16 protein-coding genes are annotated in these 16,292 nt (G+C 68.8%); 7 read left to right on the forward strand and 9 right to left on the reverse strand.

Annotated elements, in window-relative coordinates; all coding sequences use genetic code 11:
- Positions 1-15: 15 nt before the first annotated feature.
- From ABT025_RS17995 to ABT025_RS18015, 5 genes are read right to left on the reverse strand one after another with little or no spacing between them, the layout of a single operon-like run.
- Positions 16-816 (reverse strand): ABC transporter permease, encoded by an 801-nt coding sequence (locus tag ABT025_RS17995; protein WP_350995044.1) that lies wholly within the window; start codon positions 814-816, stop codon positions 16-18.
- Positions 816-1,742 (reverse strand): ABC transporter permease, encoded by a 927-nt coding sequence (locus ABT025_RS18000; RefSeq protein WP_350995046.1) that lies wholly within the window; start codon positions 1,740-1,742, stop codon positions 816-818. Before ABT025_RS18000 ends, ABT025_RS17995 begins: the two co-directional genes overlap by 1 nt.
- Positions 1,739-2,887 carry an ABC transporter ATP-binding protein gene (locus tag ABT025_RS18005; protein WP_350995048.1) on the reverse strand — a complete coding sequence of 383 codons (1,149 nt, stop codon included), beginning with the start codon at positions 2,885-2,887 and terminating at the stop codon, positions 1,739-1,741. Before ABT025_RS18005 ends, ABT025_RS18000 begins: the two co-directional genes overlap by 4 nt.
- Positions 2,888-2,941: 54 nt before the next feature.
- Complete coding sequence (locus ABT025_RS18010; RefSeq protein ID WP_350995050.1) at positions 2,942-4,192, reverse strand: polyamine ABC transporter substrate-binding protein; 1,251 nt, start codon at positions 4,190-4,192, stop codon at positions 2,942-2,944.
- A gap of 43 nt (positions 4,193-4,235) precedes the next feature.
- Positions 4,236-5,750: a gamma-aminobutyraldehyde dehydrogenase gene (locus ABT025_RS18015; RefSeq protein WP_350995052.1), complete on the reverse strand. Its 1,515-nt coding sequence runs from the start codon at positions 5,748-5,750 to the stop codon at positions 4,236-4,238.
- Between the two features lie 206 nt (positions 5,751-5,956).
- Here ABT025_RS18015 and ybiA point away from each other — a divergent pair, with 206 nt between their 5' ends.
- Entirely contained in the window at positions 5,957-6,535 is a 579-nt protein-coding gene (ybiA, locus tag ABT025_RS18020) for a riboflavin biosynthesis intermediates N-glycosidase (RefSeq protein WP_350995054.1), read from the forward strand.
- A gap of 107 nt (positions 6,536-6,642) precedes the next feature.
- On the opposite strand, the gene ABT025_RS18025 is transcribed toward ybiA, so the two are convergent.
- Positions 6,643-7,425 carry a DUF4190 domain-containing protein gene (locus ABT025_RS18025; protein WP_350995056.1) on the reverse strand — a complete coding sequence of 261 codons (783 nt, stop codon included), beginning with the start codon at positions 7,423-7,425 and terminating at the stop codon, positions 6,643-6,645.
- A gap of 123 nt (positions 7,426-7,548) precedes the next feature.
- Between ABT025_RS18025 and ABT025_RS18030 the strand changes: the two genes are divergently transcribed.
- The 4 genes from ABT025_RS18030 (at position 7,549) to ABT025_RS18045 (ending at position 10,604) form a co-directional block, all read left to right on the forward strand.
- Entirely contained in the window at positions 7,549-8,583 is a 1,035-nt protein-coding gene (locus ABT025_RS18030; RefSeq protein WP_350995058.1) for an adenosine deaminase, read from the forward strand.
- Positions 8,584-8,607: 24 nt separating this feature from the next.
- Positions 8,608-9,336, forward strand: coding sequence for a glycerophosphodiester phosphodiesterase (locus ABT025_RS18035; RefSeq protein ID WP_350995060.1), 729 nt, complete (start codon positions 8,608-8,610; stop codon positions 9,334-9,336).
- 64 nt (positions 9,337-9,400) lie between these two features.
- Positions 9,401-10,207 carry an SAM-dependent methyltransferase gene (locus ABT025_RS18040; protein WP_350995062.1) on the forward strand — a complete coding sequence of 269 codons (807 nt, stop codon included), beginning with the start codon at positions 9,401-9,403 and terminating at the stop codon, positions 10,205-10,207.
- Positions 10,185-10,604: a hypothetical protein gene (locus tag ABT025_RS18045; RefSeq protein ID WP_502971974.1), complete on the forward strand. Its 420-nt coding sequence runs from the start codon at positions 10,185-10,187 to the stop codon at positions 10,602-10,604. Before ABT025_RS18040 ends, ABT025_RS18045 begins: the two co-directional genes overlap by 23 nt.
- A 1-nt stretch (position 10,605) precedes the next feature.
- Here the strand turns inward: ABT025_RS18045 and ABT025_RS18050 are convergent, their stop codons facing one another.
- From ABT025_RS18050 to ABT025_RS18060, 3 genes are all read right to left on the reverse strand, one after another.
- The gene (locus ABT025_RS18050; protein WP_350995064.1) at positions 10,606-11,151 is read right to left on the reverse strand and encodes a hypothetical protein; all 546 of its coding nucleotides are present in this window, start codon (positions 11,149-11,151) and stop codon (positions 10,606-10,608) included.
- A gap of 54 nt (positions 11,152-11,205) precedes the next feature.
- A complete protein-coding gene (locus tag ABT025_RS18055; RefSeq protein WP_350995161.1) occupies positions 11,206-12,369 on the reverse strand; it encodes an ABC transporter substrate-binding protein in 1,164 nt (387 codons plus the stop codon).
- Positions 12,370-12,636: 267 nt separating this feature from the next.
- On the reverse strand, positions 12,637-14,076 hold the full coding sequence (locus ABT025_RS18060; protein WP_350995066.1) for a gamma-aminobutyraldehyde dehydrogenase: 1,440 nt from the start codon (positions 14,074-14,076) through the stop codon (positions 12,637-12,639).
- A 163-nt stretch (positions 14,077-14,239) separates the two neighbouring features.
- Here ABT025_RS18060 and ABT025_RS18065 point away from each other — a divergent pair, with 163 nt between their 5' ends.
- Together ABT025_RS18065 and ABT025_RS18070 are read left to right on the forward strand one after the other, a co-directional pair.
- Positions 14,240-14,746 carry an Lrp/AsnC family transcriptional regulator gene (locus ABT025_RS18065; RefSeq protein WP_328896636.1) on the forward strand — a complete coding sequence of 169 codons (507 nt, stop codon included), beginning with the start codon at positions 14,240-14,242 and terminating at the stop codon, positions 14,744-14,746.
- Positions 14,731-16,110 (forward strand): aspartate aminotransferase family protein, encoded by a 1,380-nt coding sequence (locus tag ABT025_RS18070; protein ID WP_350995068.1) that lies wholly within the window; start codon positions 14,731-14,733, stop codon positions 16,108-16,110. Before ABT025_RS18065 ends, ABT025_RS18070 begins: the two co-directional genes overlap by 16 nt.
- Positions 16,111-16,292 lie beyond the last annotated feature (182 nt).

The raw sequence follows: 16,292 nt of genomic DNA on the forward strand, positions 1-16,292 counted from the left end.
ACTCCTTCGGGACTTTCAGGGTCGTGCGTTCTTCCGCCGGTTCGCGATCAGCTGGCCGACGAGAACCACCAGTACCGCAATGATGAACATCGCTGTACCGATGACGTTGATCTGCACGGGAGTGCCGCGCTGTGCCGAGCCCCAGACGAACATGGGGAAGGTCACGGTGGAGCCCGCGTTGAAATTGGTGATGATGAAATCGTCGAAGGAGAGCGCGAAGGCGAGCAGCGCTCCCGCGGCGATTCCGGGGGCGGCGATCGGCAGGGTCACCCGCACGAAGGTCTGCACCGGTCCGGCGTACAGATCGCGGGCCGCCTCCTCCAGCCTCGGGTCCATCGACATGACACGTGCCTTGACGGCCGTCACGACGAAGCTGAGGCAGAACATGATGTGCGCGATGAGGATCGTCCAGAAGCCCAGCTGCGCACCCATGTTGAGGAACAGCGTGAGCAGCGACGCGGCCATGACGACCTCGGGCATCGCCATCGGCAGGAAGATCAGCGAGTTGATCGCGCCGCGCGCCCGGAAGCGGTAGCGGACCAGGGCGAACGCGATCATCGTGCCGAGCACGGTCGCGCCGACCGTGGCCCAGACGGCGATCTGGAGGGAGAGCGAGAGCGAGCCGCACATGTCGGCGACACCGCAGGGGTCCTTCCAGGCGTCGGTCGAGAAGCGCTGCCAGGAGTAGTTGAAGCGCCCGTTGGGCTTGTTGAAGGAGAACACCATCACGACGATGTTCGGCAGGATCATGTAGGCGAGGGTCAGCAGACCCGCGATGACGATCAGATGGCGTCGCAGCCAGCGCAGTACGGGCATCAGACCAGGTCCTCCGTCCCGGAGCGGCGGATGTAGACGGTGACCATGACCAGGACGACCGCCATGAGGATGAAGGAGAGCGCGGCCGCCGTCGGATAGTCGAGGACGCGCAGGAACTGGCTCTGGATGACGCTGCCGACCATCTTGGTGTCGGTGGAGCCCAGGAGTTCCGCGTTGACGTAGTCACCGCTGGCCGGGATGAAGGTCAGCAGCGTCCCGGAGACGACACCCGGCATGGACAGCGGGAACGTCACCTTGCGGAAGGTGGTGGCGGGCGTGGCGTACAGGTCCCCGGCGGCCTCGTGCAGCCGGCCGTCGATCCGCTCCAGCGAGGTGTAGAGCGGCAGGATCATGAACGGCAGGAAGTTGTACGTGAGACCGCAGACCACCGCCATCGGGGTGGCCAGGACACGGTTGTTCTCGGTCCAGCCGAGCCAGCTGGTGACGTCCAGGACGTGCAGCGTGTTCAGTACGTCGACGACCGCGCCGCCGTCCGCGAGGATCGTCTTCCAGGCGAGCGTACGGATCAGGAAGCTGGTGAAGAACGGGGCGATGACCAGCACCAGCACCAGGTTGCGCCAGCGGCCGGCCTTGAAGGCGATGAGGTAGGCGAGCGGGTAGCCCAGGAGCAGGCACAGGATCGTCGCGGTGCCCGCGTACAGCAGGGACCGGATGAACTGCGGGTAGTAGTCGGCCAGCGCGTCCCAGTACGTCCGGAAGTGCCAGGTGACCTCGAACCCCTTCTCCAGGGATCCCGTCTGTACCGAGGTCGAGGCCTGGTAGACCAGCGGCAGCGCGAAGAAGACGACGAGCCACAGGATGCCGGGGAGCAGCAGCCAGTAGGGGACGAGGCGCTTGCGGGTGGAGGGCTTGCGCACTTCCGGCTCGGTGGCGGGGGCCGGTGGCGCCTCCTTGGTGAGGCTCACGCCGCGTCCTCCACCGTCTCCACACCGGCGTCGATGTCCTGGGCGGCGTCCAGGCCGAAGGTGTGCGCCGGGTTCCAGTGCAGGACGACCTCGGCCCCGGGTATGAGGCCGGTGCGGGATTCGATGTTCTGCTCGTACACGTGCAGCGTCTTGCCCGCCGGGCTCTCGACCACGTACTGCGTGGAGACTCCGATGAAGCTGGAGTCGACGATCCGGCCGGTGACCCGGTTGCGGCCCTCGGCTATCGCGTCGGCCTCGGCCGCGTGCGCGAGCGAGATCTTCTCCGGGCGGATGCCGAGCAGCAGCTTGCCGCCGTCCTCGGTGGGCCCGGCGCACCGGTCGGCGGGCAGCCGCAGCTTCCCGCCGCCGGCTGCCACGACTATGTCCGCGGCCGCGGAGACGACTTCGCCCTCGATCAGGTTCGAGGTGCCCAGGAAGTTGGCGACGAAGGTGGTCCGCGGGTTCTCGTACAGATCGGCGGGGGCGCCGAGCTGTTCGACCCGGCCGGCGTTCATCACCGCGACGGTGTCGGCCATGGTCATGGCTTCCTCCTGGTCGTGGGTGACGTGGATGAAGGTGATGCCGACCTCGGTCTGGATGCGCTTGAGTTCGAGCTGCATCTGGCGGCGCAGCTTGAGGTCGAGGGCGCCCAGCGGTTCGTCGAGCAGCAGCACCTGCGGGTGGTTGATCAGGGCGCGGGCGACGGCGACGCGCTGCTGCTGTCCGCCGGAGAGCTGATGGGGCTTGCGCTTCGCGAAGTCGCCGAGCTGGACGAGCTCCAGCATGTCGTCGACCTGCTTCTTCACCGACTTGATGCCGCGCCGGCGCAGACCGAAGGCGACGTTCTCCGTGATGTCGAGGTGCGGGAAGAGCGCGTAGCTCTGGAAGACCGTGTTGACGGGCCGCTTGTACGGGGGGAGGCCGGTGATGTCGCGGCCGCCGAGGGTGACTGTGCCGGTGGTGGCCTCCTCCAGGCCCGCGATCATCCGCAGGGTGGTGGTCTTGCCGCAGCCGGACGCGCCGAGCAGCGCGAAGAAGGAGCCCTGCGGGACGGTCAGATCGAGCGGCTGGACGGCGGCGAAGGAGCCGTACGTCTTGCTGATCCCGGTGAGGCGGACGTCGCCGCCTGTCTGCTGCTGTGTCATGGATCGCAGTCCCAGTGGTGTCAGAGGGAGATCAGGGGGAGGAGGTGCGTGGCGTCAGGCACCGATGAGCTTGGCGAACTTCTCCTCGTACGCCGTCTCTTCCTTGGAGGTGAGGGAGCGGAAGGCGTGCGACCTGGCGGCCATCGCCTTGTCCGGGAGGATCAGCGTGTTGGCGGCCATCGCCTTGTCGATCCTGGCGAGTTCGTCGCGGACCCCGTCGACCGGGCAGACGTAGTTGATGTACGCGGCAAGCCGGGCGGCGACCGGGGGCTCGTAGTAGTAGTCCATGAGCTTCTCGGCGTTGGTCTTGTGCCGGGCCTTGGCCGGGACCAGCATGTTGTCGCTGGAGGTGATGTAACCGGCGGCGGGGATGGCGAACTTGATGTCCGGGTTGCCGGCCTGGAGCTGGATGATGTCGCCGGCCCAGGCGACGCAGGCGGCGATGTCGCCCTTGTCGAGGTCGGCGGTGTAGTCGTTGCCGGTGAAGCGGCGTATCTGGTTCTTGTCGACGCCCTTCTGGAGCCGGCCTATCGCCGCGTCGTAGTCGGCGTCGGTGAACTTCCCCGGGTCCTTGCCCATGTCTAGCAGGGTCATGCCGACGGAGTCGCGCATCTCGGAGAGGAAACCGACCCGGCCCTTGAGCGTGGGGTCGTCGAGCAGCTGTGTCACGGAGTCGACCTTGCGCCCGCCGGTCGCCTTGGAGTTGTAGGCGATGACCGTCGGGATGCCGGTCCAGGGGTAGGAGTAGGAGCGGCCGGGGTCCCAGTCGGGGGTGCGGAACTGGGGCGAGAGGTTGGCGAAGGCGTGCGGCAGGTTCGCCGGGTCGAGCTTCTGGGCCCAGCCGAGCCGGATGATGCGGGCGGCCAGCCAGTCGGTGACGATGATCAGGTCGCGGCCGGTGTCCTGGCCGGCCGCGAGCTGAGGTTTGATCTTCCCGAAGAACTCGACGTTGTCGTTGATGTCCTCGGTGTACTTGACCTTGATCCCGGTGCGTTCGGTGAACGCGTCCAGGGTGGGCCGGTGCTTCTCGTCCTCGCTGACGTCCATGTACTCGGTCCAGTTGGAGAAGTTGACCTGTTTCTCCTTGGCCGAGTGGTCGTCCGAAGCCGCCGCCGCATCGCCCTCCCTCTTGGCGGGCGGGATGCCGCACGCGCTCAGCGTCCCCAGTCCGCCGACCGCGAGCGCGCCGAGGCCTGAGGCGCGCAACATCGACCGGCGGGTGAGGGCTCCCCTGCCGTTGGTCAGACTCCGGCGCATCGCGGCCAGCTGGGCCGCGGAGAGACGCTCGGGCTCGTACTGCTCCATACGCGTTGCCCTTTCGGGTGGGTGTGCGGCCGGACCGGCCGGGTTATCGGTCCCCGAAGATCGTGCGGTGCCAGTCCTTCCTGGCGACCGCGGTGTTGTCGTACATGACGTGCTTGACCTGCGTGTACTCCTCGAAGGAGTACGACGACATGTCCTTGCCGAAGCCGCTGGCCTTGTATCCGCCGTGCGGCATCTCGCTGATGATCGGAATGTGGTCGTTGATCCAGACGCAGCCCGCCTTGATCTCGCGGGTGGCGCGGCCCGCGCGGTACAGGTCGCGGGTCCAGGCGGAGGCGGCGAGTCCGTAGGGGGTGTCGTTGGCCAGGGCGATGCCTTCGTCGTCGGTGTCGAAGGGCAGGACCACCAGGACGGGGCCGAAGATCTCGGACTGGACGATCTCGCTGTCCTGGGCGGCCCCGGCGACCAGGGTCGGCCGGTAGTACGCGCCGTCGGCCAGGTCGCCGCCCGGGGCCTCGCCGCCGGTGACGACGGTGGCGTAGGCGCGGGCACGCTCGACGAAGCCGGCGACCCGGTCGCGCTGGGCGTGGCTGATCAGCGGGCCGAGGTCGGTCTTCGGGTCGAACGGGTCACCGAGCCGGACGGTCTCCATCAGTGCGGCGACACCCTGGACGAAGGCGTCGTGGAGCGGGCGCTGGACGTAGGCACGGGTGGCCGCCGTGCAGTCCTGGCCGGTGTTGATGAGGGAGCCCGCGACGGCTCCGTTGACCGCGGCCTCCAGGTCGGCGTCGTCGAAGACGACGAAGGGTGCCTTGCCGCCGAGTTCGAGGTGGAGGCGCTTGACGGTGGAGGTGGCGATCTCCGCGACGCGCTTGCCCACGGCGGTGGAGCCGGTGAAGGAGGTCATCACGACGTCCGGGTGGCCGACGAGGTGCTCGCCCGCGTCCTTGCCGGCGCCGGTGACGATGTTGATCACACCGTCCGGGATACCTGCCTCGGTGGCGGCCTGCGCGAACATCAGCGAGGTCAGCGGGGTGATCTCGGCGGGCTTGAGCACGATGGTGTTGCCCGCGGCGATGGCCGGGAGGACCTTCCAGGCGGCCATCTGGAGCGGGTAGTTCCAGGGAGCGATGGAGCCGACGACGCCGATCGCCTCACGCCGTACGTACGAGGTGTGGTCGCCGTCGTACTCGGCGGCCGACCTGCCCTCCAGGTGGCGGGCGGCGCCGGCGAAGAAGGAGGTGTTGTCGACCGTGCCGGGGACGTCGAACTCGGTGGAGAGCTTGACCGGCTTGCCGCACTGGAGGGACTCCGCGTACGCGAAGTCGTCCGCCTGCCCGGCGAGGACGGCGGCGAAGCGGTGCATGGCCTCGGAGCGCTCGGCCGGGGTCGCTCCCGACCAGCCGGGGAAGGCGTCGCGCGCCGCGGCGACGGCCGCGTCGACATCGGCGGTGCCCGCCAGCTCGTAGCTGTAGACGGTCTCGCCCGTCGCCGGGTTCACCACCTCGTGCCTGCGTCCTGATGTGCCGGACCGCAGCCTTCCGCCGATGTACTGCGCGCCGTCCGCGAAGCGGTCCTGCACCTGGAAGCTGTTGCCCATCACGCTCTCCTCCGCCGCTGCCCCGCAGACCGGGGACGGCGTAGCTTCTGCTCGGATTGACTGCCGATCCTGACAGAGGGGACCGCACCCAACAAGTGATTCCGTTGTTGCCTTTTGGTTACGCGACGGAATCTGTCGACCATGTGTCGCGTCGGTGCGGAAATCCCCGTACGTAGTGTCAGTGGCGGATGCCAGAATCGCGTGTCATGGAACACATCGGGGATGTCCGGCATGTCGACGCGCCCACGGATCGGCCCGTTCTCGGCAATCGGGTGAAGTACCTGCTGTTCTGGGGGCACCGGCCGCGCCCGGACGGCCTGATCGGCGCGAGCTGCCTCAGCCAGTGGTGGCCGTCGAGGTTCACGGTCGACGGGGTGACATATACGTCGGCCGAGCACTGGATGATGGCCGGCAAGGCGAGGCTGTTCGGGGACGCGGAGGCAGCTGAGCGCGTGCTGGCGGCGAAGAGCCCGGCCCAGGCGAAGAAGGAGGGCCGACTGGTCCGCGATTTCGACGAGACCGTCTGGCAGCGCGAGCGGTTCGGGCTGGTGGTGGCGGGCAGCATCCACAAATTCGGCCAGGACCCGGCCCTGCGGAAGTTCCTGCTGGGCACGGGCGACCGGATGCTGGTCGAGGCGAGCCCGAAGGACCACATCTGGGGCATCGGGCTCGCGGCGGACGATCCTCGTGCGGAGAATCCGTCGACGTGGCGGGGCCTGAATCTGCTGGGGTTCGCACTGATGGAGGCACGGTCCGCGCTGCGGGGCGGGACGAGCGCTCCATGAAACGGCCCGCGGGGCGGCGGGATGATCTCCCACCGCCCCGCGGGCCGCTGCGGTTCCGGCTGCTGCGGTCCTGGCCGTTTATCGGGCAGTGCCCGGTACCGGGGACGTCAGCGCGCGTCCTCGACGACCAGGGACGTCCCGTAGGTGTCGTCGCCGTAGGTGCTGTCGTCGTTGAACTCATCCGCGTGCGTGGCGAAGAGCCAGATGAGGCCGCCGATGATGACGACGCCGATGGCTATTCCGATGGACCCCAGGATGATCCCGGCCAGCGCCTGGCCGGAGTTGTCCGCCTCGCCGCGTGCGACCCGCTTGCGGCCGATGATGCCGAAGATCAACGCGAGGATGCCCAGGATGAGACTCGGGATGCCGTACACGCAGAAGAGGCAGATGGCCACGATCCCCAGCACCATCGCCGCCGTGCCCATGCCGTTCGCGGGCCCGGTGACCCCCCATACGGGCTGGCCGCCGTAGCCCGCGTAGTCGCCGTACTGCGGAACCGGCGGTGCCGGGTAGCCGTACTGCGACTGAGGCGGGGCCGGGTAGCCGTACTGCCCCCCGGGCGGCGGTGTCCCCTGCCCGGGACCGTTCGGTCCGACCGGCGGGGGCGGCACCGAGCCGGGGCCCGGGCCCTGCCAGCCGCCGGGGCCGGCCGGCTGTCCCTGGTCGGGCGGTCCGAAGCCGGCCGTCGGTGCCGGGCCCGTTCCGACGCCCGGCACCGACGTGACCGTCTGCTGGTCGTGCGCGGGCGGCGGGCCGGGAGTCCCCGTGCCGCCGTCCGTCTGCGGGCGGGTGTCCCCGGTGTTCTTGTCCAACGGCACCCGGTTGTCCGGCGGAGCCCATGGATCGCGCGGCGCGGCCCCGTCCGCGGGCCGTTCTGTGTTGTCTGACATGGGCCTCCCCCATCGTGATGCCCGTCATGCTACGGGCCGCCCCCGTCCTACGATGACTCCCGTCCCCTGCCCGGTTCCCCGACGTACCCGGGCTCCGCACCACCCCTGCCTCAGGAGGATCCGATGACCGATCTGCACCCCTTCATCGCAGGGCTGCCCAAGGCCGAACTCCATGTCCACCATGTCGGTTCCGCCTCGCCCCGCATCGTCGCCGAACTGGCCGCGCACCACCCCGACTCGAAGGTCCCCACCGACCCCGAGGCGCTGGCCGACTACTTCTCCTTCACCGACTTCGGCCACTTCATCGACGTGTACCTCTCGGTCGTTGATCTGATCCGCACCCCGGAGGACGTCCGGCTCCTGACGTTCGAGGTCGCCCGCGACATGGCGCGGCAGAACATCCGTTACGCGGAACTGACCGTCACCCCCTTCTCCTCCACTCGCCGCGGCATTCCCGAGCAGGCGTTCATGGAGGCCATAGAGGATGCCCGCAAGGCCGCCGAGTCCGAGCTCGGGGTCGTCCTGCGCTGGTGCTTCGACATTCCGGGCGAGGCCGGCCTCGAAGCCGCCGAGGAGACCACCCGGCTCGCCGTCGACCTGCGGCCGGAAGGGCTGGTCGCCTTCGGTCTCGGCGGCCCCGAGATCGGGGTGGAGCGGCCGCAGTTCAAGCCCTACTTCGACCGGGCGATCGCCGAGGGCCTGCATTCCGTGCCGCACGCCGGGGAGACCACGGGACCGCAGACGATCTGGGACGCGCTGACCTCGCTGCGCGCCGAGCGCATCGGCCACGGCACCAGCTCGGTGCGCGACCCGAAGCTCCTGGAGCACCTCGCCGAGCACCGCATCCCGCTCGAGGTGTGCCCCACCTCCAACATCGCGACCCGGGCGGTGACGGACATCGAGCAGCACCCCGTGAGGGAGATGGTCCAGGCCGGTGTCCTGGTCACCATCAACAGCGACGACCCGCCCATGTTCGGCACCGACCTCAACAACGAGTACGGGGTGGCCGCCCGCCTCCTCGGCCTCGACGAGCGGGGTCTCGCCGCGCTCGCGAAGAACGCCGTCGAGGCGTCCTTCCTCGACGCGGCGGGCAAGCGCACGCTGTCCGCCGAGATCGACACGTACACGACCGACTGGCTGGAGCACACCGGCCGGTGACCGCCAGGTGGTGACAATGGCCCCATGGCCACTGTCACCCCTGTCACCCCTGTCACCCCTGTCACCGCCGTCGCACATCGCGGCGATCCGTACCGTGTCCGGGAGAACACCCTCCCCTCGGTCCGCTCCGCCCTCGAACGGGGGGCGGACGCGGTCGAGATCGATGTCCGGGTCACCCGCGACGGTGTGCCGGTCCTGCTGCACGACGCCACGCTGGAGCGGCTGTGGGGTCATGACCTGCGACTGGACCGGCTCACCCACCAGGAGCTGGCCGAGCTGACCGCGGGCGCGGTGCCGACCCTGCGCGAGGCTCTGCTCGCCGCGGGCGCGCATCGCGTCATGATCGATCTGCCCGGCTCCACCGACGCGTCCGTACGAACGACCGTCGGCGTGGTCCGGGAGTGCGGGGCCGGTGAGCGCGCCTACTACTGCGCGGGGCCCGAGGCGATGCTGCGGGTGCGGGCCGCCGACCCGTCTGCCGAGATCGCGATGACCTGGACGACACTCGCGCCGCCCCGGGCCGGGCTGCTGGAGGCGGTGCGGCCGCGCTGGCTGAACTACCGCTTCGGCCTGGTGAGCAGGGAGCTGACGGACCGCAACCACCGGGACGGGCTGCTGGTGTCGGCGTGGACGGCGGACACCGGACGGACGATGCGCCGGCTGATCGGGCAGGGAGTGGACTCCATCACGACCAACCGGATCGACGTCCTGCACAAGGTGATCGCCAACTCCGCGGCCCGCGCCGGATCTTGACCGGTCCGGCATCATGGACGGGACCTCATCGTCCCGATGCCAGGCCGGCGCCAAGGAGTCAGCAGTGACCGCCCCCCGCAGCAATTCCCTTCCCGCCCGCGTCCGTTCCGACGTCGCCCACAACGCCCGGGTCTGGAACTACTGGCTCGGCGGCAAGGACCACTTCCCGGTGGACCGGACGGTCGGCGACCGGGTCACCGGCATGTATCCGAGCATCGGCGAAGTGGCGCGGGCCGACCGGGCGTTCCTCGGGCGGGTGGTGCGGTATCTGGCCGGTGACGCGGGCGTCGGCCAGTTCCTGGACATCGGCACCGGCCTGCCGACGGCCGACAACACCCATGAGGTCGCCCAGCACACCGCGCCCGACGCCCGCGTCGTGTACGTGGACAACGACCCGATCGTCCTGGCGCACGCCCGCTCGCTGCTCACCAGCTCGCCGGAGGGCGCGACCGAGTACATCGAGGCGGACGCCCGGAACCCGGAGCAGATCCTGCGGGCGGCACAGCCGACCCTCGACCTGGAGCGCCCGGTGGCGGTCATGCTGCTGGGCATCCTGAACTTCGTCCTCGACACGGACGAGGCGCTTCGCATCGTCCGGCAGCTGATGGACGCGGTGCCCTCCGGCAGCTACCTGGCCCTCACCCACCCCACCCTGGAGCTGGGCGGCGAGGGCAACGAGGCGGCGATGCGGTTCTGGAACGAGAACGCCACTCCCCCGATCACCGCTCGCGGCCGGTTCGAGGTCGCCGCGTTCCTGGACGGGCTGGACCTCGTCGATCCGGGCATCGTCTCGTGTGCGCGCTGGCGCCCCGCACCGGGCGCCGAGGGACCCGAGGTCGCCCAGTTCGGTGTGGTCGCGCGGAAACCCTGACGGCGTCGCCCCGATACGCATACGAGACGTCGCGGCGCGGGCGCGGCGGGCGGGCCCCCGCACCGTCGACCTCCTCATCGCTCTGCTGGTCCAGCCCGCCATGACCATGCCGTTCGTCGTCCCGCGCGCCCCGGAACTGCCGGCCGCGACATGGACGGCGTACGGGCTGACCACCCTGATGGTGCTGCCCCTGGTCGTCCGCCGCCGGGCGCCGGTCGCGGTCCTCCTCGCCGTACTCGCGGCGGGCGCCGTGTACCGGTTCGCCCCGAAGGACCTGGCCAGCCGCTCCCGGACTCTGGTCTACAGCGTCAACTCGGCGGACGCGAAGGGGCCGGACATGAATCGCACGGCGCTGGGCATCGTGATGGCCGCCTTCGGTGCCCCGTCGGCCGGATGACTCAGACCGCCGGAGCGGCGTCCTGCGCGGGGATCCGCTCCGGTGTCCGCTCCACGGCCTCCAGCCGCTTGATCATGCGGTGCACGATCAGGAGTGGAATCACCCCGATGACGCCGAAGGACATGTCGATGGCCGACCACCAGAAGGGAATGTCGCGAATCGGTCCGCAGATCAGCGCGAGCGGGATGATCCCGGCGCAGGCGATCATGCCGAACTCGATGACCCAGATGTTGCGGACCGGATCGCGGTAGGGGCCGTAGAAGGCGACCGCGATCACGAGGTGGGCGAAGGCCAGCCAGTCGGTGCCGTAGAGCACGAACGGGTACTCGGCGTCGGCGGTGTCGAGCCCGGTCCGGACGCGAGTGATCCACTCCAGCAGGGCGGGGAAGTGCTCGGGGACGGGCGAGGCCGAGGAGCTCAGCAGATCCTCGGCCCAGCGCAGTTCGTGGACGAGCGGGAAGGCGGTCAGCCCGCTCAGGACCAGACAGACGATGAAGACGGCCAACCACACGCGTATACGCCTCCGCAGGGCGCGTCGCTCGCTCATGTCCGCAGCGTACGCCCGGGTTTACCGGCCCTTTACGTCAGCCCCGGCAGGGCTTCACAGACCGACGATGGAGTTCCATTTCTTGGCGAACTCGGTGCGCTCCTCGGAGGTGATGTCCCGGGCGATGGCGAGCCGCTCGCGCATGGCGTCGTCGGGGAAGATCAGCGGGTCCTCGGCGAGCGCGGCGGTCTCCTTGTCCTTGGAAGAGGCGAGCACCTCGCGTGCGGCCGGCACCGGGCAGACGTAGTTGACCCAGGTGGCGAGCTCGGCGGCGACCTCGGGCTCGTAGTAGTAGTCGATGAGCTTCTCGGCATTGCGCTTGTGGCGGGCGAGGTTGGGGATCATGAGCGATTCCGCCCAGAGTTCCGCCCCCTCCTCGGGCACCACGAACTCGATCTCGGGATTGTCCGCCTGGAGCTGGATGACGTCGCCTGAGTAGGCCTGGCAGGCGAGCACGTCCCCGGTGGAGAGGTCCTTGATGTAGTCGTTGCCGGTGAAACGGCGGATGTGCTTCGACTTCACCAGCTTCTCCACCTGGTCGCAGATCTCGTAGAAGTCGTCGCGCTTCCAGCGGGTGATGTCCACGCCGTTGCCCTGCATCAGCAGCGCGAAGGACTCGTCGAGCCCGGACAGCAGTGTCATCCTGCCGCGCAGATCGTCCGCCCACAGGTCGCTCGTGTGCTTGATCTCCCGGCCCAGCTTCTTGCGGTTGTACGCGATGCCGGTGATCCCGGACTGCCAGGGCACGCTGTGCGTCCGGCCCTTGTCGAAGGCGGGCGAACGCAGCTGCGGGTCGAGGTACTTCGTCACGTTGGGCTGCTCGGCCCGGTCCATCTCCTGGACCCATCCGAGCCGGACGAAGCGTGCGGCCATCCAGTCACTGATGACGATCAGGTCGCGGCCGGTCTGCTGGTGGTTCATCAGGGCCGGGCTGATCTTGCCGAAGAACTCGTCGTTGTCGTTGATCTCCTCGGTGTACGTGACGGAGATCCCGGTGCGTTTGCTGAAGGCCTCGAGGGTCGGCCGCTTCGACTCGTCCTCGTCGTCGGTGTCGATGTAGAGCGGCCAGTTGGCGAAGTGCAGGGCGTGGTCGCCTGCGGAGTAGTCGCGTCCGGCGCGGTCACCCGGCTCCACATAGGCGGCGGGCACTCCGCAGCCGGCCAGCGTGACGCCGGCCGCTCCCGCCCCGAAGGCGCGGAGCAGGGACCGGCGGGACATGGGGTGGTTCGGGATCGCTCGCACCTGCGCAGGATGCCGGTCCGCCGGCCCGGCGGGCAATGGACCAACCGTCCAGCGGTACGCGCCCCCCGCGCACACCCTGTCGAGGGCGAACGAACGCGGAAACACGGATACGGGGCCCGGAAACACGCATTCGGCCCCCCGGGCACTCGCACAGTGCGCCCGGGGGGCCGTATCCGTACCGATGGCCGCGACCGCCGGTCGACGGTCTTCGGGCGACGGGTTTCAAGCGTCAGCCGCCGGCTGTCAGCCGTCGAGCGAGGTCATGACGTGCTTGATGCGGGTGTAGTCCTCGAAGCCGTAGGCGGAGAGGTCCTTGCCGTAGCCGGACTTCTTGAATCCGCCGTGCGGCATCTCGGCGACGAGCGGGATGTGGGTGTTGATCCACACGCAGCCGAAGTCGAGGTTCTTGGACATCCGCATGGCGCGGGCGTGGTCCTTGGTCCACACCGAGGAGGCCAGCGCGTACTCGACGCCGTTCGCCCACTCCAGGGCCTGGGCCTCGTCCGCGAAGGACTGGACGGTGATGACGGGGCCGAAGACCTCGTTCTGGATGATCTCGTCGTCCTGCTTGAGCCCGGAAACGACGGTCGGGGCGTAGAAGTAGCCCTTCTCTCCGACCCGGTGGCCGCCCGCCTCGACCTTGGCGTGGGCGGGCAGGCGCTCGATGAAGCCGCTGACCTGGGCCAGCTGGTTGGCGTTGTTGAGCGGGCCGTAGAGCACGTCCTCGTCGTCCGGCTGCCCGGTCTTCGTGTCGGCTGCGGCCTTGGCCAGTGCGGTGACGAACTCGTCGTGGATGGATTCGTGGACCAGGACCCGGGTCGCGGCCGTACAGTCCTGACCGGCGTTGAAGTAGCCCGCGACCGAGATGTCCTCCACGGCCTTGGCGATGTCGGTGTCCTCGAAGACGACGACGGGAGCCTTGCCGCCGAGCTCCAGGTGGACCCGCTTGACGTCCTTGGCGGCGGACTCGGCGACCTGCATGCCGGCCCGGACCGAACCGGTGATGGAGGCCATGGCCGGGGTCCGGTGCTCGACCATCGCGCGGCCGGTGTCACGGTCGCCGCAGATGACGTTGAAGACGCCCTTCGGCAGGATCTGCCCGATGATCTCGGCGATCAGCACGGTGGACGCCGGGGTGGTGTCGGACGGCTTGATGACGACGGTGTTGCCCGCGGCGAGCGCCGGGGCGAACTTCCATACGGCCATCATCATCGGGTAGTTCCACGGCGCGACCTGCGCGCAGACACCGACCGGCTCCCGGCGGACGATGGAGGTCAGCCCCTCCATGTACTCGCCGGCCGAACGGCCCTCCAACAGCCGGGCCGCACCCGCGAAGAAGCGGATCTGGTCCACCATCGGCGGGATCTCTTCGGTACGGGTCAGCCCGAGCGGCTTGCCGGTGTTCTCGGACTCGGCCGCGATGAGGTCCTCGGCGCGCTCCTCGAAGGCGTCCGCGATCTTCAGCAGGGCGCGCTGGCGCTCGGCGGGGGTGGCGTCGCGCCACGCGGGGAAGGCAGCTGCGGCGGCGGCCATGGCGGCGTCGACATCGGCCTCGCCGGACAGCGGGGAGGTCGCGTAGACCTCCTCCGTCACCGGGTTGACCACATCGATGGTCCGCCCGTCGGCGGCGTCCCGGAACTCTCCGTTGATGTAGTTGCGCAGACGGCGCACCTCGGTGGTCACAACCACCCCTCCTGTCGACACGTCCAATGGGTGAGACACCCAGCCTAGTCGCATGGGTAACGGTTTCGACATACCCAACCGCCGCCAACTTCGGATTCAGTGAGATCCGGGCCCTTCGACAACGAATTTCATCGATCTGGGGTTGCGAGACAGACGAGTCCCGGTGCAGAGTGGCCCTGTGGCCAGTCGCAGCGCAGACTCCAGGACCGGGAACGGATCGTCCCCAGCGGTCGATGCCGTGTCCCTCGCAATCATCGAGCAGCTCCAGGAGGACGGGCGTCGTCCGTACGCCGCGATCGGCAAGGCCGTGGGCCTCTCCGAGGCGGCCGTGCGCCAGCGCGTGCAGAAGCTGCTCGACCAGGGCGTGATGCAGATCGTCGCCGTCACCGACCCGCTCACCGTGGGATTCCGGCGACAGGCCATGGTCGGGATCAATGTCGAGGGCGACCTCGATCCCGTCGCGGAGGCCCTGTCGGCCATGACCGAATGCGAGTACGTGGTGATGACCGCGGGCTCCTTCGACCTGATGGTGGAGATCGTCTGCGAGGACGACGACCACCTGCTGGAGACGATCAACAAACGCATCCGGGCGATACCCGGTGTGCGCTCCACCGAGAGCTTCGTCTACCTCAAGCTCAAGAAGCAGACCTATATGTGGGGAACCCGATAGCCGTGAGCAAGGACCTCAGCCGGACCGCGTACGACCACCTGTGGATGCACTTCACCCGCATGTCGGACTACGAGAACGCGCCCGTTCCCACCATCGTGCGTGGCGAGGGCACCTACATCTACGACGACCAGGGCAAGCGCTACCTCGACGGGCTGTCCGGCCTGTTCGTGGTCAACGCCGGTCACGGCCGTCACGAGCTCGCCGAGGCCGCGTACAAGCAGGCGCAGGAACTGGCCTTCTTCCCGGTGTGGTCCTACGCCCACCCGAAGGCCGTCGAGCTGGCCGAGCGCCTCGCGGACTACGCCCCGGGCGACCTCAACAAGGTCTTCTTCACCACCGGTGGCGGCGAGGCCGTCGAGACCGCCTGGAAGCTGGCCAAGCAGTACTTCAAGCTCAAGGGCAAGCCGACCAAGTACAAGGTCATCTCGCGTGCGGTCGCCTACCACGGCACCCCGCAGGGCGCCCTGTCCATCACCGGTCTGCCGGCTCTCAAGGCCCCCTTCGAGCCGCTGGTCCCCGGCGCGCACAAGGTCCCGAACACCAACATCTACCGCGCCCCGCTCTTCGGCGACGACCCGGAGGCCTTCGGCCGCTGGGCCGCCGACCAGATCGAGCAGGAGATCCTCTTCGAGGGCGCGGACACCGTCGCGGCCGTCTTCCTGGAGCCCGTACAGAACGCGGGCGGCTGCTTCCCGCCCCCGCCCGGCTACTTCCAGCGCGTCCGCGAGATCTGCGACCAGTACGACGTGCTGCTCGTCTCCGACGAGGTCATCTGCGCCTTCGGCCGCCTCGGCACGATGTTCGCCTGCGACAAGTTCGGCTACGTGCCGGACATGATCACCTGCGCCAAGGGCATGACCTCGGGCTACTCGCCGATCGGTGCCTGCATCATCTCGGACAAGCTCGCCGAGCCGTTCTACGAGGGCGACAACACCTTCCTGCACGGCTACACCTTCGGCGGACACCCGGTCTCCGCCGCGGTCGGCCTCGCCAACCTCGACATCTTCGAGCGCGAGGGCCTCAACCAGCACGTCCTCGACAACGAGAACGCCTTCTTCACCACGCTGCAGAAGCTGCACGACCTGCCGATCGTCGGCGACGTCCGCGGCAACGGCTTCTTCTACGGCATCGAGCTGGTGAAGGACAAGGTCACCAAGGAGACGTTCACCGACGAGGAGACCGAGCGCGTCCTGTACGGCTTCCTCTCCAAGGCGCTGTACGACAACGGCCTGTACTGCCGGGCCGACGACCGCGGCGACCCGGTCGTCCAGCTCGCCCCGCCGCTCATCTCCGACCAGTCCACGTTCGACGAGATCGAGGGCATCCTCCGGTCCGTCCTGACGGAGGCCTGGACGAAGCTCTGACCCGGGGCCCCTCGTTCGGCCCAGGCTTGACCACCGCTTGACCGTCCCGCGAGGGACCCTCCAGCGGTCATTTCATACGGTCCACACGGCCCGGATGCGCCCATTCGAGTGGGAAGAAGCGCACCCGGGCCGCGTGCCGTGCGCACGCCGTGATCCGAGTCCTTACGGTGCCGAGTGACCGA

Origin of the sequence: Streptomyces sp. NPDC002809 (assembly GCF_040295435.1) — a bacterium.
Classification (GTDB): Bacteria; Actinomycetota; Actinomycetes; order Streptomycetales; family Streptomycetaceae; genus Streptomyces.